Genomic DNA, 23,821 nt, shown 5'->3' on the forward strand with positions numbered 1-23,821 from the left:
AGCATGATGAGAACCCCCGATGAAAAAACACCCGGCGAACCGGGTGTTGGACAACTCAAGCCTGGACTGGTGAGGGGAGCCTCACTTCAGATTGCGATTATGCCGCTGGCGTGCTGGTGGCTTTTTTGTGGCTGGCTTTTTTGTGGTGTTTCTTGGCGGCCTGGGCTTTCTGAGCCGGCGCTTTTTTGGCAGTAGCTTTGTGGTGCTTTTTAGCCGCCTGCGCTTTTTGTACTGGCGCTTTCTTCGCGTGATGTTTCTTCACGTGAGTGGTTTTAGCCGGAGCTGCGGTGGTGGTAGTCGCTGTCGCAGCAGGGGTTGCGGTGGTGGTGGCAGCGTCAGCAGCGAAGGCAACAGAAGACAGACCCATTGCAGCGGCAACAACCAGAGCTAATACTTTTTTCATTGTAGATTCCTCAAATGACTCATCATGTATCGAGCCCACTGCGGGGCCGGTGTAAAGATAGTAGGCAAACGCCAGAATGCTTTCCGTGAGTGATTGGTTTCGGCGTGTAACCTAATGTACGAACCCACAGAAAAGGGAGATGAAAGCGCCGGCGAGCGATAATCGTGGTTAGAGCGGATGCCCAATAGGCACTGAAGTTTGCCATTTTAGTTACAACATACATATGGAGGGTTGCCAACTGCACTCTCCGCGGCCAAGGTGTCGTAGGAAGGGGAAGTGCACTATGGAATCATGCTGGCAAAGCAGGGGAAAATGCCCAGGCACGGGACATTGTGCCTGGGGACAGGATTACAGGTAGCGGTTTTCCAAATGCTTGCGGAAATAGGCCGGGTTAAGCGCTTCGCCGGTCGCGTTAGCGATCAGCGTATCGGTAGGGAAGCGGCTGCCGTGGCGCCAGATATTCTGCTTCAGCCAGTGGAACAGCGGATTCAGGTTGCCTTCGGCAATGTCGCTGCTCAACGATGGCATTGCTTCACGTGCGCTGTGGAACAGCTGCGCGGCATACATGGCGCCCAGAGTGTAAGTCGGGAAGTAACCGAAGGCACCGTCAGTCCAGTGAATGTCCTGCATGCAGCCATTACGGTAGTTGCCGACGGTATCCAGGCCGAGGTAACCCTTCATTTTCTCATTCCACAGTGCCGGAATGTCCTCCACCTCGATCTCGCCTTCAACCAGAGCTTTCTCGATCTCATAACGCAAGATTACGTGCGCCGGGTAGCTCACTTCGTCAGCATCTACGCGGATCAGGCCGGGTTTTACACGCTGATTCAGACGGATAAAGTTAGCTTCTTCCAGCGCCGGCTGCTCGCCAAATTGCTGGGTCACCAACGGGCGCAGGATCTTCAGGAAGTCGCTGCCGCGCGCCAACTGCATTTCAAACAGCAGGCTTTGCGATTCGTGGATGGCCGTTGAGCGCGCCTGAGCTACAGGTTGGCCCAGCCAGTCACGCGGCAGGTTTTGCTCGTAGCGGGCATGACCGGTTTCATGCACGATACCGAGCAGTGCCGTCAGGAATTCTTTATCGTTATAGCGAGTGGTGATGCGCACGTCTTCAGGTACGCCACCGCAGAATGGGTGTGCACTGACGTCCACGCGGCCGCCATCAAAGTTAAAACCGAGCAGTTTCATTACGCTCAAACTCAGTTGACGCTGGGTCTCCACATTGAACGGCCCTTGTGGGATCAGGCAAGGTTCCTGAGCCTGTTTGGTCACCACTTTCTGCAGCAGGTCAGGCAACCAGGTTTTCAGATCGCCAAAAATGCGGTCGATATCGCTGCTGCGCATGCCCGGTTCATACAGATTCAGCAGCGCATCATAGCGGCTGGTGCCTGCTGCTTCGGCACGGATCTGCGCTTCCTGTCGGCTAAGCTTGACCACTTCACGCAGGTTCTCCGCGAAACCTTCCCAGTCGTTGGCTGGACGCTGAGCGCGCCAGGCATGTTCACAACGCGCGCCGGCCAGCGACTTAGCTTCGACCAGCGACTCCGGTACCAGCACCGCATTGTCATATTGGCGACGCATTTCCAGCAGGTTGGCGCGATCAATGTCATCCAGGGTTTCCTGCTGTGCACGTTCAAACAGGCGGCCGGTTTTTTCTGCGGTCAAAATTTGGTGTTGCAGTACGCTCAGTTCAGCCAGCGCTTCCGAACGTGCTTTGCTGCCGCCCGGTGGCATCATGGTTTGCATGTCCCAACCGGCAATAGCGGAAAGGTGGCCGAAGCGCGACAGGCGGGTGAACAGGGCGCGCAGCTCGTCGTATGAGGATGGGGTATGTGCAGATGTCATCGTTTAGCTCCATATTATTTTAATCCGGATCACTCTTTCGCGTAGTCATGCTGCGCGTGAACAGGGTTACACCGGGTCTGCTTTTAAATCGAAAGTGGGCTTTATTGGCCAACAGAAACGGAAGCTGGCACCGCCGAGCGAACTGGCGTCTACATAAACCTGGCCCTGATAGGCCACGGCAATCGAATGCACAATGGCCAGGCCCAGGCCGCAACCGCCGGTGGCACGATCGCGGCTCGGATCAAGGCGGACAAAGGGTTCGAATACCCGTTCACGCTCTTCCGGCGGAATTCCCGGGCCATCGTCTTCTACCTGTAAGCAGGCATTGTCGCCGTCAAACCACAGGCCGATACGCAGGCGCTGTTCGGAGTAACGCAATGCGTTGTTTACCAGGTTATCCAGCACCCGCTCCATCAGACGCAAATCAACGCCGCCAAAATCGCCGACGTGGGGGATATCCAGTTGAATTTCTCGTTCCGGATGGATCAGCCGCAGGTCATCCGCCTTGTCTTCCAACCATTTAGGCAAGTCGAGCGGCTCTATATTGAGCGCCACCTGGGGACGATCCAACCGCGCGTAGGTAAGCAGTTCATCGATAAGTGACTCCAACTGGCCGATATCGCGATTCAATGCCTGTTGCTCGCTATCGGACAGATTATCGCTCATCGCCAGCCGATAACGCAGCCGTACCAGTGGCGTACGCAGCTCGTGGGCGATGCCGTCGATGAGCTGCTTCTTGCTGGCGATCAGCGTATTGACGTTATCCGCCATCTGGTTAAAGGCCACCCCAAGCCGGTTCAGACTGGAGGTAGGATCGAAATGGGTACGTTCATCCAGGTGCCCAGCCCCCAGGCGCTGGGCCGCATTTTCCAACTTCAGCAAATCCTGCCAGTGCGGGCGCATCCACAGAAACACCGGCAGCGCCAGCGACATGCCGATAAACACCAGCAGCGCCAAATCCAGCAGCCGCATTTGATGCAGATAAAACAGATAAGGGATCGGACCCACCACCAACACATAGTGGCTACGGGGAATGCGCTGCATAAAGGTGTATTGATCGTCGAGCGCGATAATTTCGCCAAGGCGCAGGCGCTTTTTCAGGTCTTCACTCAGATCCTGTTTACCCAGCGGTTCAATGTGCAGCTTGAACGACAGGTTCAAATCCAGCGTGGCGATGGTCTTGTTCCAGTCTTTCAGCGGGATTTCCCGCAGTTCGCTGCGCATCAGGTACAGCGAACTTTTCATCAGGTCGTCCATCGACTGGCGGCCAGCGCGTTCAGCGGTGACTTTGTACACCAGGCCAACCAGCATCGCCATCACCAGGAAGCAAACGAAAAGCAGCAGGAAAAACTGCACAAAGAGCTTTCTCATTGCTGCACGAACTCCCAGGCGTTCGGGGCGAACAGGTAACCTTTATTGCGCACGGTTTTGACGCGAAAAGGCTCCAGTGCGTTGTCGTACAACTTGCGACGCAGGCGGGAAATCGCGACGTCGATACTGCGGTCCAGGCCGTCATAGCTAACGCCGCGCAGGTTTTGCAGCAGGGCTTCGCGATCCATGATTTGACCGGCATGAGTGGCCAGTTCCCACAGCAGATCGAAATCCGAGGTGGAAAGGGTGATGATCTCTTCCCCCAACGTGACCTGGCGGTTGACCGGGTCGATGCACAACAAGCCAAAGTGCAAGGCGTTGTGCTGGGTGATTGGTTGAGTTAACTCTTCCTTTGGCTGATGGCCATGCTGGCGCAGATGCAGGCGTAGCCGCGCCAACAACACCGCCGGGGGCGTGGTTTTCAGGATGTAATCGTTGGCACCCATTTCCAGCGAAAGGATATGGTTCATGTCGCTGTCCAGCGAGGTCAGCAGCACGATCGGGCCTGCGAAGGTCGGACGCAAATCGCGGCATAAAGTCATACCGTCCTTACCGGGCAACATAATGTCGAGCAGCACCAGATCCGGTTGCTCCAGCTCGATGCGAGTCTGTGCGCTGTCGCCACGCGGCTCGATCAGAACCTCAATATCGTGCTTGCCCAGATAGGCGGCAATCAGTTTGCCGACTTCCGGATCGTCTTCAACAAAAACAATTTTATGCATATTCAGCGGTTTTATCAGAATAACGAAATTCAGCATAGCGCGGGGCACCGCGATAAGCCATGCAGATCATGCGCTAACGCAGGGGTCTTCCGCCATCCACGCCATGGGTTCGGCCGGTGACGTAACGACTGTCCAGCAAGTAGTTCACCAGGTTGACCACTTCACTTTCGCCGGGGGCGATTTTCATCAGCGATTTTGCCAACGCCTGCTGACGATAATGCTCGTCGTCGCCCGGGTTAAAGATAATCAGCGCAGGCGCGATGGCGTTGACCTTGACCTCCGGTGCCAGCTTGCGGGCAAACGAGCGGGTCATATTGTCCAGGGCGGCTTTACTGGCGGCATAGGCAATGTGTTTGTCGCTGCCTTTTTCCACCACATAATCTGTCAGGTGAATGATATCAGCCCCGGCTTGACCCTGACCCAGCAGGCAGGGCTCAAGCAGCTGATTCAGCAGGTAGGGGGTATAAACGTGAATTTGCAGCATCGCCGCCATCACCTGCTCCGGTGGCACCTCTGGGGATTCGGCCTGCCAGGCGCTGGCGTTGTGGATCACCGCGCGCAGTTTTGGGGCTGTTTGGCGCACCTGTTCGGCAAAACTGTAAATGCCCTCATGGGTGGAAAAATCCCCTTGAATACAGGTAGCGCCCAGTCTTTTCAGCTCGCTCAGCGCCGGATAAGTGCTGCGATAGGCAATGATCACCGGGATATCGCGCTGTAAGAATGACCTGGCCAGGGCCAGTCCAATCCGACGTGCGCCGCCGGTGATCAGGACCGGCGCAGAGTTGTGAAGTTCCATTGATTAAAGCTCCTGGACAGACTGGCAAACAATAGGGGAATTATGCCATTATACGGCGGAAATTCGTTAAAGCTTCGCATCGATTATCCATTTCAGGATGTAATACACTGGCAATGAGAGGAAGGGATGAACAGTAGTCACCTTGCACCCGTCGCCCGCAGTGAGAAAATCTGTTTTGATTACATGGATTTTCTGTCCGCATCGTGCAAGAAGCACTGGCGCTTTGTAGATGCAATCTATGGTGTGATGCCATTTTTTGGCATGGTATTGAAATCGCAGGCTTCCGCATCACAAACGCGGAAAGAGCAGTTGAAGGCGTTGGCGCTGCAGGTGGTTTCCACCCAGGTCAGCGACGAAACCAACATTGTGCGTCTGATCGATCTGGCGCAGCAGCAGGGGCTGGCAGTGTTCGACATTAAACTACCGTATGCGCTCGATAAGCAGCAGTTGGCAGCCATCCAACAAGAGTGCGTTGAGGGAGTGATTATCTCTCAGGTGGGTGAACGCATGAGCATCAGCCTGGGCCTGTCCCAATCTAACTGACCGGGTGTTTCCACCCGGCCGTTTTTCACTACTGCAACATAAACCAGCCGGCCGGTACCGTGGCCACCAGCAACAGAAAAATACTGCCTTTCTCCAGCTGATTCAGCAATTTGACATCACGATGTCCGCGCCTTGCATAGATAAACACCAACAGCCCAGGCGCATACAGCAGCACCGACATCAGCAGATGCATCAAGCCTGACGCATAGAGCAGCCAAATGCCATACAGGCAGGCGCCCGTCGCGGCAAACATCAGCCGCTTGTCCTGACGACGGATCGCCACCTTAAACAGGAAGGCGCCGACCAGGAAATAGGGCACCAGGATCATTTCCGAAGCGATAGTCAGCAGCGAGTTGTAGTTGCTGCCGGTCAGCCAGATCAGCACCAGAGCGAACTGTACCGCGAGGTTGGTCAGCCACAGCGAAGCCGAAGGCGCGTGGTTCTTGTTCTGCTTGCTGAATATTTTCGGAAAAGTGCCGTGTTGCGCCGCCAGCAGCGGCACTTCGGCAGCCATGATCGTCCAGCTCAGGTAAGCGCCGCAGACCGAGACGATCAGTCCGGCGGCGATAATCACATCACCCCATGGCCCAATAAGATCGACCATCAACACTGCCATTGACGGATTGCGCATCTCCGCCAATTCGCTGCGCGGTACCACGCCCAATGAGAGCAGCGTTACCAGTAGATAAACCGCCAGTGCGGAAACCACGGCCAGCATAGTGGCGCGGCCCACATCTTTTTTATGGCGTGCACGGGCCGAAACCACCACTGCGCCTTCCACACCGATAAACACCCACAGGGTGATCAGCATGGTATTTTTAACCTGTTCCCACACCGGTTTGCCAAGCGCGACGCCGTGGAAATCCAGCGTGAATACGTCCATTTTGAAGGCAACCGCCGCCAAGACGGCAAACATCCCTAGCGGCAACAGTTTGGCCAGGGTGGCGACCAAATTAATGCTGGCCGCGGTTTGCACGCCGCGCAGTACCAGCGCATGCACAATCCACAGGAGCAGCGACTCAGCCAGCAGCGCCTGCCAGGTATTGCCGTCACCTAAAATGACCTCGCCACCGCGATCGGTGAACAAACTTAGCGCGGCAAACACGATCACCAGGTAAGAAACATTGGCGATAACGGCGCACAGCCAATACCCCCAGGCGGAGCAGAAACCCACCAGTTCGCCGAAGCCTTCTTTCGCGTAGGTGAAAATACCGCCGTCCAGATCGGGCCTCAGGCGTGTGAGCAACAGCATGGCAAAAGCCAGAAACAGGATGCCGACACCGGTAATCGCCCAACCCAATAGCAGGGCGGCCGGACTGGCGACTTGCGCCATGTTTTGCGGCAGGCTGAAAACCCCAGCGCCCAGCATTGAGCTGAGCACCAATGCGGTTAACGCGGTAAGACCTAGTTTCTTTTCCAATGACGGATCCTGAACACAGAATAAACAACTGGGAGGGAACTGCTCGGCAGTAACAACGTAATGGTAATTACTGAACAAATAGACAATAGCCCTAAAAATTCGCGCAAATTCTACGGATGGATCTCTGCGGATGCAATGATTGAATATGCGATTTTTGCAAAAAATTATTCAACTGGCGGGCGACAGGCGGGGCAAAAAAAACGGGCAGCTCAATGGCTGCCCGATGGTAAACCGCAAAGTGAAACTTATTTGAACAGGTCAGCGCTGACGGTCAGGTTGCCGCCGCTCTTGTTCTGCCACTGACGGGTTACATGATAGTACTTGGCGCCTTTCTCAGCCGCGCGTTTCGCCACTTCGGTAGAAACGTCGGTCATGCTGTTGAAGTGGCCGGTAAAGGTCACTGAGTCAAACGGCACCATCTGCGCGGCGGTCACGTTGTTTACTTCTTGAATCTTGGTGCCGTTAGGCAACGTGACAGTATAACGCTTACCGGTTGAAGACTGGGTTTCGAAGAAACGGCCTACGTCACGGCTTGGTGAGCCTGAAGAGGCTACGCCAGGGATTTCCACATTGGCAGCAGCAGCGCCACCGGCAGCCAGAGCGGCCTTACCGGCTTCAGAGTCGGCCGGGATGGCATCCGGGTTCTGAACGGTACGTTTAGGTGCATCGGCTTTATAGATGTAGGCGGTAATGAACTGATTGCCGCCCTGGTTGGCATCAACCTGACGTACGATAAAGAAGGAGGCTGCGCCTTTCTTTTTCGCTTCTTTGGTGATGGCATCGTTGATGTCCGGCTGGCTGCGGTAGAAACCGCTGACGCTTACGGTATCGTAAGGCTCCAGCAGGAAGGCTTGTTCTTTCGGCAGCTCGGTAACGCCGTTAATCACGCGGTATTTCGGTTCTTTGCTCACTTCCGGCGCATCTTTGTGGTAAAGATCGGCGGTGACGCGCCAGTTGCCGCCGTTGTTGCTGTTGTTGCTGTCCTGGATGTAGAAGGCGTCTGCACCCAGCTTGTCTGCACGGCGGGAAATGGCATCAGCAGCTTCATTGATGGCATTAAAGCGGCCGGTAATCGTGATGCGATCAAACGGCTTCAGCGCCGCTGCTTTTTCAGGAGTTAACTCTTGCGCCGCATGAGCGGACAGCGCAGTGAGTGATAACAAGGCTGACGCGATGATCGTGTTCTTCAGCTTCATAAAAAATCCTTTCGCCTAGCGCATTAACGTTTATAACGTGCTGAACTGTTTAGGTGTAATTCAGCCGCCGATTATTACATGTAATCTCGAGCAGTGTCTCAGCATTTTATGTCATCTCATGAGACAAATTCCCGGAAGAATGATGTCCGTCATTCTGAGCAGCATCACCATAAGTTTCAATAATAAAGCCTTTGATGTCATAAGTGTTAATTATTCACAATTTTATAACTTTTATGCGTGCCAGCCGCGTCGCGCCAGATATCCGCGCACCGGGTGCTATCGCAATCTGGCCGCTAAAGCGCCATTCCAACGGGCTTTTTAACTTTAAATTGCGATTTGTCATGTCGTTAGCTGGGTTTTTATGTAAAAACAGACCTGAATGCGTAAGCAATTATGGATCATCGATCATATTTTCAGTAGGTTATTGATGGTGCCTTAATTCGATGCCGACAAGCGTAAGCAAAGGCCTGTCAGCCGGCGCCATCGCTATGGGCAGGACGATAATAAACATCATCAAAGACAGGTGAGAAGGGAACATTATGCGTATTGGTGTACCAAGAGAACGGTTGGCCAATGAAGCCCGGGTCGCAGCAACGCCGAAAACGGTGGAACAACTGCTGAAGCTGGGCTTTACCGTCGCGATTGAAAGCGGGGCGGGTAAACTGGCAAGTTTTGACGATGGCGCGTATCAAGCCGCTGGGGCTGAGATCGCCGACACTGCCGATGTCTGGCAGTCGGATCTGATTTTGAAAGTTAACGCGCCGCTTGAGGACGAGATCGCGTTAATGCGTGAGGGCAGCACCCTGGTCAGCTTTATCTGGCCGGCGCAAAACCCTGAACTGATTGCGAAGCTGGCCGAACGCAACGTCACCGCGATGGCGATGGACTCGGTGCCGCGCATCTCACGCGCACAGTCTATGGACGCGCTGAGTTCTATGGCGAATATCGCCGGCTACCGGGCAATTGTTGAAGCCGCGCATGAGTTTGGCCGCTTCTTTACCGGTCAGATCACCGCTGCGGGCAAGGTTCCACCGGCCAAGGTGATGATCATCGGTGCCGGCGTCGCCGGGTTGGCGGCCATCGGTGCTGCCGGCAGCCTGGGAGCCATTGTTCGCGCCTTCGACACTCGCCCTGAAGTCAAAGAGCAGGTGCAGAGCATGGGCGCGGAATTCCTCGAGTTGGATTTCGAGGAAGAAGCGGGCAGCGGCGACGGCTACGCCAAAGTGATGTCCGAAGCCTTTATCAAAGCAGAGATGGCGCTGTTCGCTGCTCAGGCGGCGGAGGTTGACATTATCGTCACCACGGCGCTGATCCCGGGCAGACCGGCACCGAAGCTGATTACCAAAGAAATGGTGGCTTCGATGAAACCGGGCAGCGTGATCGTCGATCTGGCCGCACAAAACGGGGGTAACTGCGAGCTGACCATGGCCGACCGCGTGACCGTTACCGATAACGGCGTGAAAATCATTGGCTATACCGATCTGCCAAGCCGTTTGCCGACTCAATCCTCGCAGCTTTACGGTACCAACCTGGTTAACCTGCTGAAGTTGCTGTCGAAAGAGAAAAATGGCGAAATTGACGTCGACTTCGAAGACACCGTGATCCGCGGCGTGACCGTGGTGCGCAGTGGCGAAGTCACCTGGCCGGCACCGCCAATCCAGGTTTCTGCCCAACCGAAACAGGCGCAGGCGGCGGCCCCGGTCGCCAAGCCGGAGGCAAAACCGGTATCACCTTGGCTGAAATATGGCCTGATGGCGTTGGCGATTATTCTGTTTGGCTGGTTGGCCGACGCCGCGCCGAAAGAGTTCCTGTCTCACTTTACCGTGTTTGCGCTGGCCTGCGTGGTGGGTTACTACGTGGTGTGGAACGTCAGCCATGCATTGCATACCCCGTTGATGTCGGTCACCAATGCGATCTCAGGGATTATCGTGGTCGGTGCGTTATTGCAGATTGGCCACGGCGGTTGGGTGAGTTTCCTCTCCTTCATCGCCGTGCTGATCGCCAGCATCAACATTTTTGGTGGATTCACCGTCACTCAGCGCATGCTGAAGATGTTCCGCAAGAACTAAGGGGTAGCACATGTCTGGAGGATTAGTTACAGCTGCATACATTGTTGCCGCTATTTTGTTTATCTGCAGCCTGGCGGGTTTATCGCGCCATGAAACGTCCAAGCGGGGCAATCTGTTTGGTATCGCAGGGATGGCGATTGCGCTGATCGCCACCATTCTCGGGCCGGATTCCGGCAACGTGGGCTGGATCATCATCGCGATGATTATCGGCGGTTCTATTGGGGTCTATCTGGCGAAGAAGGTCGAAATGACCGAAATGCCAGAGCTGGTGGCGGTACTGCACAGCTTTGTCGGCCTGGCGGCGGTACTGGTGGGCTTAAACAGCTATCTGGATCACGGTGCGCCGATGGAGCCGGTGATGGAAAACATCCATCTGACCGAAGTGTTCCTCGGTATCTTTATCGGTGCGGTGACCTTCACAGGTTCGATTGTCGCCTTTGGTAAACTGCGCGGTATCATCTCGTCCAAACCTTTGGCGCTGCCAAATCGCCACAAAATGAATCTGGCGGCCCTGGTCGTCTCCTTCCTGCTGCTGGTGGTGTTTGTTCGTGCCGACAGCGTGGGCTGGCAGGCAGTGGCATTGGTGCTGATGACCGTTATCGCGTTGGCGTTTGGCTGGCATCTGGTGGCTTCCATCGGCGGGGCAGATATGCCGGTGGTGGTGTCGATGCTCAACTCCTATTCGGGCTGGGCAGCGGCAGCGGCGGGCTTCATGCTGAGCAACGATCTGCTGATCGTGACCGGGGCACTGGTAGGCTCTTCGGGTGCCATCCTGTCTTACATTATGTGTAAGGCGATGAACCGGTCGTTTATCAGCGTAATCGCCGGCGGCTTCGGTACCGACGGTTCTTCGACCGGTAATGCGGAAGAAATGGGTGAGTATCGCGAAACGACCGCGGAAGAAGTTGCCGAGCAGTTGAAAAACTCAACTTCGGTGATCATCACCCCAGGCTATGGCATGGCGGTCGCTCAGGCGCAGTATCCGGTGGCGGAAATCACCGAGAAACTGCGCGCGCGTGGCATTAAAGTACGTTTCGGTATTCACCCGGTTGCCGGGCGTTTGCCTGGCCACATGAACGTACTGCTGGCTGAAGCCAAGGTGCCTTACGACGTGGTGTTGGAAATGGATGAAATCAACGAAGATTTCCCTGATACCGATACCGTACTGGTGATTGGCGCTAACGATACGGTGAACCCGGCCGCGCTGGAAGATCCGCGTAGCCCGATCGCCGGCATGCCGGTACTGGAAGTGTGGAAGGCGCAGAATGTGATCGCCTTCAAGCGTTCGATGAACACCGGTTACGCCGGCGTCCAGAACCCGCTGTTCTTCAAGGAGAACACCCAGATGCTGTTTGGTGATGCCAAAGAGAGTGTGGAAGCGATTCTGCGTGCGCTACAGGCGTAACGTGCAGGCAAATAAAAACGGGCCCTTGGGCCCGTTTTTTTATGCGTCAAACATCAGTCTTCGTCGTCGTGCTCATCATCTTCGTCAACTTCGATCGGACAGTTGAAGTTTTCTGGCTTAATCACCAGCAGGTCACATTTCAGATGGTCGATCACATGTTCGGCGGTATTGCCGATAAACGCCGCCGAGATGCCGGTACGGCCCAAGGTACCCAATACCACGACGCCTGCCTGCAGGTGCTCGGCCAGATCGGGGATTACCTCTTCCGGCAGGCCTTTTTCGACGTGGGTGAACTCTTCGTTAATGCCGAATTTCTGTCTTAACGCCTTCATGGCAATCAGATGCTGTCCGCGGATGGCATCGTTATATACGCTGGGGTCAAAATCAGGCAGCTCGATGGCGATATTGATGGGGGTGACGGGGTAAGCGCCGACCAGATGCACTTCCGTTTGGTTGACGTTATGCGCCAACTCAACGGTCTCCTGCACCAGTTTGATGTTCAAGGGATCGTGATAGGGTTCTTCACTGGCCAGGTTGACCGCAACCACCGCTTTACTGCCTTCAGGCCAGGGCTGATCTTTGACCATCCACACCGGGCACGGGCATTTGCGTAACAGATGCCAATCGGTTGGGGTGAAAATGACGGATTCAAGACGGTCGTGTTGGTGCGCCATTTTTAGCAGCAGATCGTGCTTACCGGCGATCACTTCCTGAATAATCGCCTCATAAGGTCGGTTATGCCAGACCACTTTGATTTCAATGGGCACGCCTTCGTCGAGATAAAAACGACATTGCTCGGTGATCCAAGCGGCGCGTTGACTGATAACGCCTTGCCGCATTGCCGTTCTTTCGTCCGGCGAGAGCAGGGTCGTCATCTCGTAAGAGAAGTCATAAATAGGCAGGAAGGCCTTAATGCGCCCGCCATTGCGTTTTATCAAGTATACCGCCCGGCGCAGCGCCGGCTGGTCGTCCTGATTGGGGTCAATAGCCACCAGAAGATTCTGATACTTCGCCATAGGGCCTCCTTACAGCTGAAAATCAACAGTCTGTCAATTTACAGAGTAACCCAACATTGAAAAACAGAACAGCGGCAGAGGTGTGCTGGGTCAATAATTCTGTCGAATGATTAACCCAGCATAGGGATCAGGCGTTTACGGTGACGTTAATGCGTGGCGTGCCGGCCAGCACAGACAGGGCATCGACGTTTTCGATGGTGATGTATTTGCCTTTAACGCTGAGAATTTCGCTTTTCTGGAAGCGGCCCAGCAGGCGACTGATGGTTTCAACCGTCAGGCCGAGGTAGTTGCCGATATCGCCGCGGGTCATGGTCAGGCGGAATTCGCGCGGTGAGAAACCCCGCTCCGCAAAGCGGCGCGACAGGTTGTAGACGAATGCAGCCAGACGCTCTTCGGCATTCTTTTTCGACAACAGCAGGATCATGTCCTGGTCACCTTTAATCTCGCCGCTCATCAGACGCATGATCTGTTGGCGTAGATTAGGCATTTTACCGGACAGGTCATCCAGCGTTTCGAATGGGATTTCGCATACCATCGAGGTTTCCAACGCCTGAGCGAAGCTTGGGTGTTTCAGACCGCCGATAGCATCAAAACCGACCAGATCGCCCGCCAGATGGAAGCCGGTGATTTGCTCGTCACCCTGTTCGGTAATGGTGTAACTCTTGATGGTACCGGAGCGGATAGCGTACAGCGATTTCAGTTCATCGCCGGCCTTGAACAGGGTCTGGCCCTTCTGGATAGGCTTTTTCCTTTCGATAATGTTGTCGAGCTGGTCCAACTCGTGCGCATTAAGAGTAAAAGGAATACACAGCTGGCTGATACTGCAATCCTGACAATGGATCGCACAACCACCAGACTGGATACGACGAATCACGCGTTTTTCCGGGATCATAGATTACGCTCATTCAATAATTGATATGCGTCAATTTTAACATCTTTTCCGGCAGGTGATAAGGGTAGCATTAATAAGAACGGGGGCATTCTGTGCGAATATTAAGCAGGCTTGCAGCCGATTGTTCTGTAGCTGGCTGAAATATTTCGATTTATTTGCTAGTTACGCCAAGGGACGGTCGACGCGGTTGGTTCTCCCTATCCGCAAGAAATGAGGGGTAGCGCAGCGTATTTTTCAGTAAGCAGCATTTAACCCTGCCTTTTGAGCGCCTTTTTGCGAGTTGAGATCAATTTTTATACACATTGTTACGGTTACACCTCTGAGGATGTACAGCCTGCATCAACTTTATCGCCGGACTACGTTCCTCATTAATAAGCCACCGGAATAGCCCATAGTGAGCTGCGCTATTCCGGTGGGTTGAATTAAAGCAGATCGTTTTGCAGGTAGCCTTCGTGTTTCAACAGCCACTGTTTACGCTGAACGCCACCGGCATAGCCGGTCAATGCGCCCTGTGAGCCAATCACCCGATGGCAGGGCACTACGATGCTGATGGGATTGGAGCCGTTGGCCATCCCCACCGCACGGGACGCCGTTGGGCGTCCAATACGCTTAGCCAGTTCACCGTAGGTGATGATCTCGCCGCACGGGATCTGGCGCAGTTGCTGCCAGACACTGCGCTGGAACTCAGTGCCGGCCGTCATGACCGGCAGATCGTTGATCACATCCAGTTCACCGGAAAAATAGCGCTGTATGGCATCGGTAAGACCACCGGGGTTAGCTTTGTCCACCAGTTGAAAACGATCGGCTCGGTAATGGGTATTCAGCAGCTTCATCAGGCGGGTTTCGTGTTCCGTCCAATCGATAGCGCGCAAGCGGTCCTGCTCATCGGCAATCAACACCAGTTCACCCACCGGCGTCGCCATACGATCAATAAAAAAAGTCTGCATTATGATCACTCCTCTCGTTTGATGGGCAGATTATTGCACGAAACCAGGCGGGACGATGGCGGATTCCGGACATGAAGATGGGCAACCTCAGGTTGCCCATACTGACGACTGAAAAATGAGTGGGGTTCAAATAGGCTTATTTATAAAATAAATTTATAATATATCAATAATGTTTATCACCCCAAGCAGGGTTAACAATAAAATGCCTCCATTATTTATAGCTGATGGTGATATTTTTCAACCGGTCGTTATTATTGATTATCTCGGTGGTCACGTTGGAAACTAATTCTGGTGGCATATTGTTCAATGAGGTAGTGATAGGGCGTTGACCCTGAGCCGATACCAAACCTGAGCAGCGAGAAATGATTTCTTCATTTCTATGTTGGATAGTACAGGCCGGTGAGGTGATCTCGCCGATAAAGCGTATAGTACCGGAAGCCACGTGGTGACTGGTTCGTTGAGCCGCCTGCAGGGTTGCGGGTAGCAGGGCCAATAGCATCAATGCCATGAGTGAATGGTTCATTATTAATTCCTTTTTAAAAATGAAACAGGAAAATAAAACAGTCCAATTAAACAAAAATCAATCAGGCAAGTTGATGATCGCCAAAAATCGAATTAGTCGCGTCCTCCTTGTAGAATGGTTTATATACTATTCTTAATGTTTATTCTTGATGAATTTGATAATAGGGAGGGGGGGCTGGCAAAACCATGATTTAGATCATAGTGAAGTCGGCTTAATGAATGACGAGGGAGTGTGGCGGTTTTACTGTGAAGCGCATCACGTTAAAAACTGGGGAGTGGCCGCAGTTGAAACTGAAACTACGGCCAAGCGTGGTGATTTATGCTGAGTTACAGCATGCCGCTGCTGCCGCAGATACGGATTTTCTCTGCCACCACTTCTTTCATCGCCAGCTTGCCGGGCACGATGTATTTACGCGGATCGTTGGCATCGGGATGTTGTGAAAAATAGCTTTTCACCGCGTCGGCAAAAGCGATTTTTAGCTCAGTGGCGACGTTGACCTTGCACACCCCTAGAGAAATGGCGCGTTTCACCATGGCTTCTGGAATACCGGATGCGCCGTGCAGTACCAGAGGAATGTCGACCTGCTCGCGGATTAGCGCCAGGCGGTCGAAGTCCAGCTTGGGTTCGCCGTGGTACAGCCCGTGAGCCGATCCGATGGCTACCGCCAGCGAATCGATGCCAGTAGCGGTGACAAACTCGCGCGCGGCGGCCGGATCGGTGAAGAAGCTGTCGGTGGAGTCGACAATCAGGTCATCCTCCTGGCCCCCGAGGCGGCCCAACTCTGCCTCAACGCTGGCGCCGTAGCGGTGGCACAATGTGACGGCCTCAGCCACTTTGGCGATGTTCTGTTCGAACGGCAGATGTGAGCCATCGATCATCACCGAACGAATGCCGCTTTTGACCTTGTATTCGATATCGTCCATCTCTTCGTGATGGTCCAGATGCAGCGCCAACGGCAGATCGTAACGGCGTGCGGCCGCCTGGCAGATACCGATCAAATAGTCGGTGCCGGCATAGCTGAAGGTGCCGGGCGTGCCGGCCATGATCACCGGCGAGCGCAATTCGGCGGCGGTCTCCGCCACCACCTGCACGGTTTCCAGATTATGGACGTTGAACGCCGGCACGGCATAACCCTGGCGTTGTGCTTTTTGCAGCATTTCCCGGTTGGATATCAGGTACATAGAGATTCCTTACGCCACAGAAGACGGATAACGGTAAATGGTGACGCCTTTAACCACCCGGTTAACCTCACCGGTCGGGCATGGGTTGTCCGGCGTCATGCCAAGCGCCAGCGAGCTTTCAAAGGCCAGCATTTGGGTGAATAACAGGTAAGGGAACAGCAGCCAGACGTCGTCTTCGGCGTGGTGCAGGTTCAGCATCATGTCCGATACCGGCTGCGCACTGCCGGTCAAGCCGACCATCTGCATCGCCAGACCATCGCGATGCAGTTCGTTCCACAAATCGCGATCGTATTGGCGGGCGTAGTCACCGCTGGAGAACATCAGCAGCACCAGCGTTTGGTCATCGACCATAAATTTGGGGCCATGGCGCAGGCCAAGCGGAGAGTCGTAGCGGGTGACAATCTGCCCGGCGGTCAGTTCCAGCATCTTCAACGAAGCCTCTTCCGCCAACCCGGTGAAACAACTGCCGCCCAGCGTGATGTAGCGTCGAAAACCGCTGGCTGCGAGCGCTTTTACCTGCGGTTGCAGCGTTTCACGCAGTTCGCGGCAGCGCGCCACCATGGTCTCGAGTGGCCGTTGGGCCTCGGTAAGGGAGTGCGGCCCGAGCAACAGCGCGGCGGACAGCATCATGCAGCTGAAACTGGAAGTCATGGCGAAGCTTTGATCGTTGGAGCCTTGCGGCATCACTAACGAACAGACGTTCTCGCGCTGATGGGCATAGTGCGCCAATTGGCTGTCCGGGTTACAAACCAGCATCAGGTGATAACTTTCCGGCAGCAGTTGGTCGGCCAGTTCGACGGTCGCGACACTTTCCGGGCTGTTGCCGGAACGGGCAAAAGAAACCAGCAGGGTTGGGCGCGTCAGATCCAGATATTGGTGTGGGTTGGCGACGATATCGGTGGTGCCATAGGCCACCACGTCACGACTGGTTTTTTCACGCAGCCAGGGTGCTAACGCGCGGCCGGCGAAGGCCGAGCTGCCCGCACCGCACAGCACAATCTGCAGGCGAGGATTGGCCAACAGCGGTGCCAGAAAAGGTTGCCACAAGGCTTGTTGCTCCTGCAGCTGTCGGTGCAGGGCGTCCCATAAATCAGGCTGTTGCCAGATCTCACGTGCGGTATGCAGCGCATGCCGTTGTTCCAGCCAGCCCGCATCGTAAGCAAAATAACCGTTCATGTTGAAAACTCCTTGAAAAGCCTCGGTTAACGGTCGGCGATAATCACGTCGACACCTAAATGGTTCAGCGCATGCAGGTAGTTTTCCGGGATGCGGCTGTCGGTGACCAAACGCTGGATTTGGCCAATTTCACGGATCATGCAAAAGCTGGTGCGACCGAATTTGCTGGCGTCTGCAACGGCGATCACTTCGCGCGCTACGTCGCACATCGCGCGGTTGAGCTGCGCTTCACCAGGATCTGGCGTGGTGATGCCGCTGAGCAGGTCAAAACCGTCGACGCCGAGAAACAGCTTGTCGAAACGAAATTGCCGCATATGCTGCTCCGCCGCCGGGCCATACAGCGACCAGGATTTGCGCCGTACGCTGCCGCCCACCACCATCAGATCAACCTGTTCGTTGTTGGCCAGTTCGAACGCGATGTTCAGCGCATTGGTCATCACTACCAGGTCTTTCTTGCCGACCAGTTGCTGCGCCATCTGGCTGGTGGTGGAGCCGGAGTCGAGAATGATGGCATCACCGTCGTTGACCAATTCCGCCGCGGCGCAGGCAATGGCGTATTTCACGTCGCGATTGATGCGGCCCTTGTCTTGCAGCGGGCGGTCGAAGGCAAACTGTTTATTGAGCATTGCGCCGCCGTAAGCGCGCACCGCACAGCCGCTTTTTTCCAGCTGGCGCAAATCGCTGCGGATGGTGACGCTGGAAACAGAAAACTGGGCGCTGAGTTGCTCGACGCGCACCGAGCCTTCGCGACAAAGCTGGTCGATAATTAATTCCCGTCGTTTTACGGTATTTATCATTAACGCGTGACTCCCGATTTAGCTGTAGTCATACCCCGCCGCGGCGCAATGCGTCGCAGCTAATCTGACAGGAATGCTTTCAGTTGTTCGTGGCAAATTACAGCAAACGAAACAATGAAATGCAACCGATAAATTTATAAAAATCTATATGTATCAACTGGTTATATTTGTTTTCGCTTTCGATTGGTGATCAACCGAAAGCGGCCGAAAAATAAAGTGAAAAGCGGTAATTCGTTATTTATCAGGCGGCAACTCACCGCCTGAGGTAATTTGTCGAAAGCAGGATGAAAGCCACGACATTCATTTATTCCCGTCTGGCGTTTCACTGTTTTTTATTGCCAGCTTTGGCGTAATAATGCGGCCCCTCGTACGCCGCTGCTGTCACCGTGCACTGGCGGATAGACTGTCGCCGGTTCGGTACCCGGCAACAGCCAGGCGCTCATGGCCGGCGGTAGCAGGGCGTACAGCTCCCCGACGTTCGACAGTCCGCCGCCGAGCACGAAGGCGTCAACGTCCAGCAGCAATTGCAGCCCTGCCAGGGCGCTGGCCAGAATATCGACGTACATCGCTATCAGCCGCTGTGCCAGCGGATCTCCGTGCCGGTAATGGGCGATCAGCGCCGGTACGCTGTCGGCGCGATGGCCGAAATGACGGCTTAGCGCCAGCAGACCGCTGCCGGAAACGTAGCGTTCAAAACAACCGGTCAGGCCGCAATTGCAGGTAAACAACGGTAAATCGTAACGCTGCGCCAACTGAGCAGAGATCGGCGTATGGCCCCATTCACCGGCCAGCCCGTTACGGCCCTTGTGCAATTGCTTGTTCATCACCAGCCCGCCGCCGGCACCGGTGCCGATAATGGCGCCGAAGACCAGCGCCAGATGCTCGGTTTGCGGCGTGCTGGCCTCGGAGAGGGCGAAGCAGCGACAGTCGTTTTCAATTTCAACCGGCCGCGCCAGTTCATGGGCCAAATCGTCCGCCAGGCAGTGCCCGGTGAGGCAGGGGACGTTAACCGCCAACTGCCTGCGGCTGCGGGGATCGGTCACGCCCGGCAAGCCGATGCCGATGCTGCCCTGGGTGTGCAGTTCGCGATCGGCATGATCGACCAATTGCTGGATACAGGACAAAAATGCGCGGTAATCGCCGGTAGGCGTGCTCACCCGTTGACACAGCACCTGCCGCAATTGGCGATCGTAGGCCGCCATTTCAATCTTGGTGCCGCCGATATCGAAACCGTAACGCATCTGTGATATTTCCACGTTTCAGGCTCCACTCAGGGTAATTACCGCAGATTCGCGGCGCGCGCGTTCCGCAGCAAAGACCATCAAATGGCTTTCCAGCGTTTCAGCCGGTCCGGACAGCACCTGCGATGGATCGTTAGTGCGGATCGCGTCAATGAAATGCTGCATCAGGTAGTAGTCGCCGCCGCCGTGGCCGGACATGGCATGCAGGTCGTCGGCTTCTTCGACGTCGTACACTTTTTCACTGTCGTCAACGAACGAAGTGATACGGATATAGCGACCGTCGCCCTCGAGGCAACCGTGGCTGCCGAAAATACGGGTTTTGCGATCTTCCAGTCGGGTAAAGGCGGTCATGGTGAAGGAGGCGGTGCGGCCACCGGCAAACTGCATATTGACCACCTGGTGATCGACCACGTTATTGTCGCAGCGGTAGACGCAGCGGCCATACTGACCGTCGCGCAGCGCCGCCTGCAGGTGTGATTGGCTGACCTCGGGCGTTAATACGCGCAGGAAGCCCGGCGTGGCCTTGTGATCGTCGCCAAGGTAAATACGCTTGGCGGAGTAAGGACAGCTGGCTTCCACGGCGCAGTCAAGGCAGTTGTCAGCCGCACCGGCAGGCTGGTTCTCCTGGCGAAAATGGCGTAAACCGCCGAACGAACTGATCTGTTCGCAGGGCAGTTCCATGATGTAACGGATCCAGTCAATGTCGTGACAGGACTTCTGCAGCAGCATAAAGGCGGCTTCATTGTCGTTGCGCCAGTTGCCGCGAACAAAGGAGTGTGCCTGATGCCAGTAGCCTACCGGTTCCAGATGCTGCAGGCTGACGATGTCGCCAATCACGTTATCGCGCAGCAGTTGCTTGAGTTTTTGGGTGTAGCGCGTGTAGCGCAGTACGTGGCCGACCGAGAAAATCAGCTTCTGACGCACCACCTCTTCAACGATGGTACGACACTCGCTGGCTACCGGCGAAAGCGGTTTTTCCAACAGCATGGCATAACCCTGTTTGGCAAAGGCCAACGCCGGTGCCAGGTGCAGGGTGTCCTGGGTGCAGATCAGCACCGCATCGGCCAGTTTTCCGGCGTCGGCGGCCTGTTGCCAGTCGGTGAACACCTTATCCGCCGAAATACCGTGCTGTTCGACGAACTGCTGCCGATAAATATCACGCGGTTCGGCTACCGCGACGACCTGCATTAAATCCGGATGCGCCAACGCGTAGCGCGAGTAAATTTCACCGCGTGCCCCGGCGCCAATCACCAGAACCTGAACCGGGCGACCGGCAAAACCATTTTGTTTAGCTGACGACATTGCTCGTTCTCCGATCTTGTTATTTGAGGTTTTGGCCGCTGATTTCATCAAACAGGTGCGCACGGGTCAGATCGAAAGCCAGATGGATCTGTTCTCCCAGACGTGGTTCCCAGTCTGGTTGCGACGCCATACGCAGCACAAAGCGCAGTTCAGCCAGTTCACAGTGCAGCAACTCTTCGTTGCCCATGCGTTCGATGGTGACAATCTTCGCCGGGAAGCAGTTGCTGCTGCCGGGCGCACACAGCCGCAGAGACTCCGGACGGATGCCCAGGCACACACGCGGGTGCGGATAACTTTCCAGCTGTTGTTGCAGCGCCAGCGGCAGTTCGAGCGGATATTCATTGCCGATGCGCAGCCCAATACCCTGTGCGCTACGAGTCACCGCCATGTCGTGCAGGTTCATCGACGGGCTGCCGATAAACTCGGCGACGAAGCGGTTAGCGGGCTGGTGGTAGAGGTTAATGGGTTTATCCACCTGCATAATGGCGCCACGGTTCATCACGCAGATGCGGTCGCCCATGGTCATCGCCTCCACCTGATCGTGGGTGACGTACACCATGGTGGCGGCGGCGCCTTCCTGTTTCAGTTGGTTATGCAGTTCGATCAGTTGGACGCGCATTGAGACGCGCAGCTTGGCGTCCAGATTGGAAAGCGGCTCGTCGAACAGAAACACCTTGGGTTTGCGCACGATGGCGCGGCCGACCGCCACGCGCTGGCACTGTCCGCCGGACAGCTGACCCGGTTTGCGCTGCAGCAGGTTGGTGATCTCCAGCTTTTCGGCGGCATCACGCACCCGACGGTCAATTTCGGCTTTGCTTTCCTTGCCGATCAGGCCGAACGCCATGTTCTTGTAGACCGTCATGTGCGGGTAAAGCGCATAGTTCTGGAACACCATGGCGATGCCGCGATCTTTTGGCATGGTGTCGTTGACGCAGCGATCGTGGATCAGGATCTGGCCTTCGCTGACGCTCTCCAGCCCGGCGATCATGCGCAGCAGGGTAGATTTTGCGCAGCCGGACGGCCCGACGAAGACCATAAATTCGCCGTCTTTAATGTCCAGATCGACCCCGTGCAGCGCATTGAAACCGTTGGGGTATACCTTCTTCACATTGTTTAACTGAATACCGGCCATGTTATTTACCTTGTGTTCGCGGTTAGCCTTTTACCCCAGCGCTGGCGATGCCCTGGATGAAGTAACGTTGGAAAAGAATGAACAGCATCAGCATGGGGATCACTGCCATCAGCGCCCCGGCCATCAGTAGCGGATACTCCACCCCGGCGCGGCTCGACAGCGACGCCAGCCCGACCGGCAGCGTTAGCTTCTCGGTGGTGGTGTTGACGATCAGCGGCCACATCAGGTTGTTCCAGCTCCACAGGCCGTTGATGATGATGCAGGCGATAATGCCAGGCCGGATCAGCGGCAGCATGATGCGCCAGAAGATGGCAAAGTAGCTGTAACCGTCAATCAGTGCGGCTTCCTCCATCTCCTTCGGTACCGCGAGGAAGAACTGGCGCAGCAGGAAAGTGGCATAAATACTGAAGATGCCCGGCAACACCAGCCCGGTGATGCTGTTCACCAGCCCCAACTTTTGCACCACCAGAAATTGCGGGATCAAAAAGGCTTGCCCGGGCACCATCAGGATGGAAATACACACCAGAAACACCGCATCACGGCCGCGAAAATGCAGGCGCGAGAAACCGTAGGCGGCCATGGTGGCGATCACCATTTGCAGGGTGACGGTGAAAAAAGTGGCCAACAGCGAGTTCAGGTAAAAATCGGCGAAGGGGATTTCGCGCATGATCTTACCGTAGGCCTGCAGGCTGGGGTGGGCCGGCAGCAGCGTCAGCGGGATCTGGATACTCTCGGCCTGAGTTTTCAGCGAGGTGACCAGCATCCAGATAAACGGCACGACCGAAGCCAACGCCGCCAACACCATAAACAGATACACCAGCGTTCTTTTACTTATGCTCATCGTCGCGGCTCCTCAGCTCACTTTCAGGCGTTTGCCAATCATCATTTGAATCAGGGTGATCAGCAGGGTGACGGCGAATAGCACCACGGTGATGGCGGAGGCGTAACCTTTCTCCTGCAGGTAAAAGGCGTATTTGTAGAACAGGTTGGTGACGGTCATCACGTCGCTTTCCACCAGCGCGCGGTCAAACATCAAAAACACCACGTCAAAGATTTGCAGGATCTCGATAAAACTCATTACCGAAACGAAGAACAGCGTCGGGACCATCATCGGCAGGGTAATACAGAAGAAGCGACGCAGGGTGCTGATGCCATCGATGTCGGCGGCCTCATACAGCTGGCGTGGGATGCTCTGCAAACCGGCCAGTAAAATGATGATTTTCAGCGCCAGCGACGACCAGATAATGATGATGGAAACGCTGATGCGCACCACGTCCGGATCGGATAGCCAGGCCACCGGTGAAATACCCAGTTGGCCAATCGCCTGGTTAATCAGGCCGAAGTCCTTGTTGAACAGCCATTGCCACACCATCGCCACCGCGGCGGGCATGGTGACCGCCGGCAGGAACAGCAGGGTGCGCAACAGCGCCTTGCCTCGGATATTTTGGTTGAGGCCAATGGCCAGCAGTAGCGACAGGCTCAGGCTGACCGGTACACACACCACCACATAGAACAGGGTGTTGCCGGCGGCGGTGTAGAAATCGTCGTCTTCAAACAGATTGACGTAGTTATCGACGCTGAGGGTGCTCCAGCGCATAAACTGATTGAGGTCGGTAAAGCTGTAAAAGATGTTCTGCAAAAAAGGGATGAAGTAAAACACCGTCAACCCAATCAACAGCGGTAAAATCATCACCCAACCCCAAAAACGCTCGGCGCGCTCCAGGCGGCTGAGCGCGGGACGTGGGGTGCTTTTTTGTTGTTTTAGGGCACCGTAGGTATCTGCCAGCGACATGTTGCCATTCCTCACCAGTAACGGCTTTGCGGTGTTCCGTTGCCGGCCGCGC

At 55.2% G+C, this 23,821-nt stretch carries 22 protein-coding genes; 3 read left to right on the forward strand and 19 right to left on the reverse strand.

What is annotated here, in order from left to right; all coding sequences use genetic code 11:
• Positions 1-97 precede the first annotated feature (97 nt).
• The 5 genes from asr to folM all read right to left on the reverse strand — a co-directional run bounded on the left by asr (position 98) and on the right by folM (position 5,137).
• On the reverse strand, positions 98-403 hold the full coding sequence (gene asr / locus NR114_RS04815) for an acid resistance repetitive basic protein Asr (RefSeq protein ID WP_020827063.1): 306 nt from the start codon (positions 401-403) through the stop codon (positions 98-100).
• Positions 404-751: 348 nt separating this feature from the next.
• Positions 752-2,248: a carboxypeptidase M32 gene (locus tag NR114_RS04820; protein WP_048758738.1), complete on the reverse strand. Its 1,497-nt coding sequence runs from the start codon at positions 2,246-2,248 to the stop codon at positions 752-754.
• A gap of 66 nt (positions 2,249-2,314) precedes the next feature.
• Complete coding sequence (gene rstB / locus NR114_RS04825; RefSeq protein ID WP_020827061.1) at positions 2,315-3,619, reverse strand: two-component system sensor histidine kinase RstB; 1,305 nt, start codon at positions 3,617-3,619, stop codon at positions 2,315-2,317.
• Positions 3,616-4,341, reverse strand: coding sequence for a two-component system response regulator RstA (gene rstA, locus NR114_RS04830; protein WP_372907089.1), 726 nt, complete (start codon positions 4,339-4,341; stop codon positions 3,616-3,618). Before rstA ends, rstB begins: the two co-directional genes overlap by 4 nt.
• Before the next feature lie 73 nt (positions 4,342-4,414).
• Entirely contained in the window at positions 4,415-5,137 is a 723-nt protein-coding gene (gene folM, locus NR114_RS04835; protein ID WP_046373437.1) for a dihydromonapterin reductase, read from the reverse strand.
• Positions 5,138-5,263: 126 nt separating this feature from the next.
• On the opposite strand from folM, the gene NR114_RS04840 reads away from it, so the two are divergent.
• Positions 5,264-5,680 carry a hypothetical protein gene (locus tag NR114_RS04840; protein WP_020827058.1) on the forward strand — a complete coding sequence of 139 codons (417 nt, stop codon included), beginning with the start codon at positions 5,264-5,266 and terminating at the stop codon, positions 5,678-5,680.
• 28 nt (positions 5,681-5,708) lie between these two features.
• Here NR114_RS04840 and NR114_RS04845 read toward each other — a convergent pair whose 3' ends face one another.
• Positions 5,709-7,100, reverse strand: coding sequence for an amino acid permease (locus tag NR114_RS04845; RefSeq protein WP_256813690.1), 1,392 nt, complete (start codon positions 7,098-7,100; stop codon positions 5,709-5,711).
• Positions 7,101-7,345: 245 nt separating this feature from the next.
• Entirely contained in the window at positions 7,346-8,296 is a 951-nt protein-coding gene (gene ydgH, locus NR114_RS04850) for a DUF1471 family protein YdgH (protein WP_048758739.1), read from the reverse strand.
• A gap of 539 nt (positions 8,297-8,835) precedes the next feature.
• On the opposite strand from ydgH, the gene pntA reads away from it, so the two are divergent.
• On the forward strand, positions 8,836-10,365 hold the full coding sequence (pntA, locus tag NR114_RS04855) for a Re/Si-specific NAD(P)(+) transhydrogenase subunit alpha (RefSeq protein ID WP_256813691.1): 1,530 nt from the start codon (positions 8,836-8,838) through the stop codon (positions 10,363-10,365).
• A gap of 10 nt (positions 10,366-10,375) precedes the next feature.
• Positions 10,376-11,770, forward strand: a complete 1,395-nt coding sequence (pntB, locus tag NR114_RS04860; protein ID WP_116690385.1) for a Re/Si-specific NAD(P)(+) transhydrogenase subunit beta — start codon at positions 10,376-10,378, stop codon at positions 11,768-11,770.
• 53 nt (positions 11,771-11,823) lie between these two features.
• Here pntB and uspE read toward each other — a convergent pair whose 3' ends face one another.
• The 12 genes from uspE to NR114_RS04920 form a co-directional block, all read right to left on the reverse strand.
• Positions 11,824-12,786, reverse strand: a complete 963-nt coding sequence (gene uspE, locus NR114_RS04865) for a universal stress protein UspE (protein ID WP_020827051.1) — start codon at positions 12,784-12,786, stop codon at positions 11,824-11,826.
• A 127-nt stretch (positions 12,787-12,913) separates the two neighbouring features.
• Positions 12,914-13,678: an FNR family transcription factor gene (locus NR114_RS04870; RefSeq protein ID WP_012145310.1), complete on the reverse strand. Its 765-nt coding sequence runs from the start codon at positions 13,676-13,678 to the stop codon at positions 12,914-12,916.
• A 422-nt stretch (positions 13,679-14,100) separates the two neighbouring features.
• Positions 14,101-14,625, reverse strand: coding sequence for a methylated-DNA--[protein]-cysteine S-methyltransferase (gene ogt / locus NR114_RS04875; RefSeq protein WP_256813694.1), 525 nt, complete (start codon positions 14,623-14,625; stop codon positions 14,101-14,103).
• A gap of 211 nt (positions 14,626-14,836) precedes the next feature.
• Positions 14,837-15,148, reverse strand: coding sequence for a hypothetical protein (locus tag NR114_RS04880; RefSeq protein WP_020827049.1), 312 nt, complete (start codon positions 15,146-15,148; stop codon positions 14,837-14,839).
• 326 nt (positions 15,149-15,474) lie between these two features.
• On the reverse strand, positions 15,475-16,329 hold the full coding sequence (locus NR114_RS04885) for a tagatose bisphosphate family class II aldolase (RefSeq protein WP_256813695.1): 855 nt from the start codon (positions 16,327-16,329) through the stop codon (positions 15,475-15,477).
• A 9-nt stretch (positions 16,330-16,338) separates the two neighbouring features.
• Positions 16,339-17,505, reverse strand: coding sequence for an SIS domain-containing protein (locus tag NR114_RS04890; protein WP_256813696.1), 1,167 nt, complete (start codon positions 17,503-17,505; stop codon positions 16,339-16,341).
• Between the two features lie 26 nt (positions 17,506-17,531).
• Entirely contained in the window at positions 17,532-18,302 is a 771-nt protein-coding gene (gene agaR / locus NR114_RS04895) for a transcriptional repressor AgaR (RefSeq protein WP_046373443.1), read from the reverse strand.
• 332 nt (positions 18,303-18,634) lie between these two features.
• Entirely contained in the window at positions 18,635-19,543 is a 909-nt protein-coding gene (locus NR114_RS04900; protein ID WP_256813834.1) for an ROK family protein, read from the reverse strand.
• 18 nt (positions 19,544-19,561) lie between these two features.
• Positions 19,562-20,845 carry a Gfo/Idh/MocA family protein gene (locus NR114_RS04905; RefSeq protein ID WP_130015809.1) on the reverse strand — a complete coding sequence of 428 codons (1,284 nt, stop codon included), beginning with the start codon at positions 20,843-20,845 and terminating at the stop codon, positions 19,562-19,564.
• A gap of 19 nt (positions 20,846-20,864) precedes the next feature.
• Complete coding sequence (locus NR114_RS04910) at positions 20,865-21,977, reverse strand: ABC transporter ATP-binding protein (RefSeq protein WP_234529193.1); 1,113 nt, start codon at positions 21,975-21,977, stop codon at positions 20,865-20,867.
• A 22-nt stretch (positions 21,978-21,999) separates the two neighbouring features.
• Complete coding sequence (locus tag NR114_RS04915; protein ID WP_044551448.1) at positions 22,000-22,818, reverse strand: carbohydrate ABC transporter permease; 819 nt, start codon at positions 22,816-22,818, stop codon at positions 22,000-22,002.
• Between the two features lie 12 nt (positions 22,819-22,830).
• Positions 22,831-23,769 (reverse strand): carbohydrate ABC transporter permease, encoded by a 939-nt coding sequence (locus NR114_RS04920; protein ID WP_048758758.1) that lies wholly within the window; start codon positions 23,767-23,769, stop codon positions 22,831-22,833.
• Between the last annotated feature and the right edge of the window lie 52 nt (positions 23,770-23,821).

It is taken from the genome of Serratia sp. Ser99, assembly GCF_024519545.1.
Classification (GTDB): Bacteria; Pseudomonadota; Gammaproteobacteria; order Enterobacterales; family Enterobacteriaceae; genus Serratia; species Serratia liquefaciens.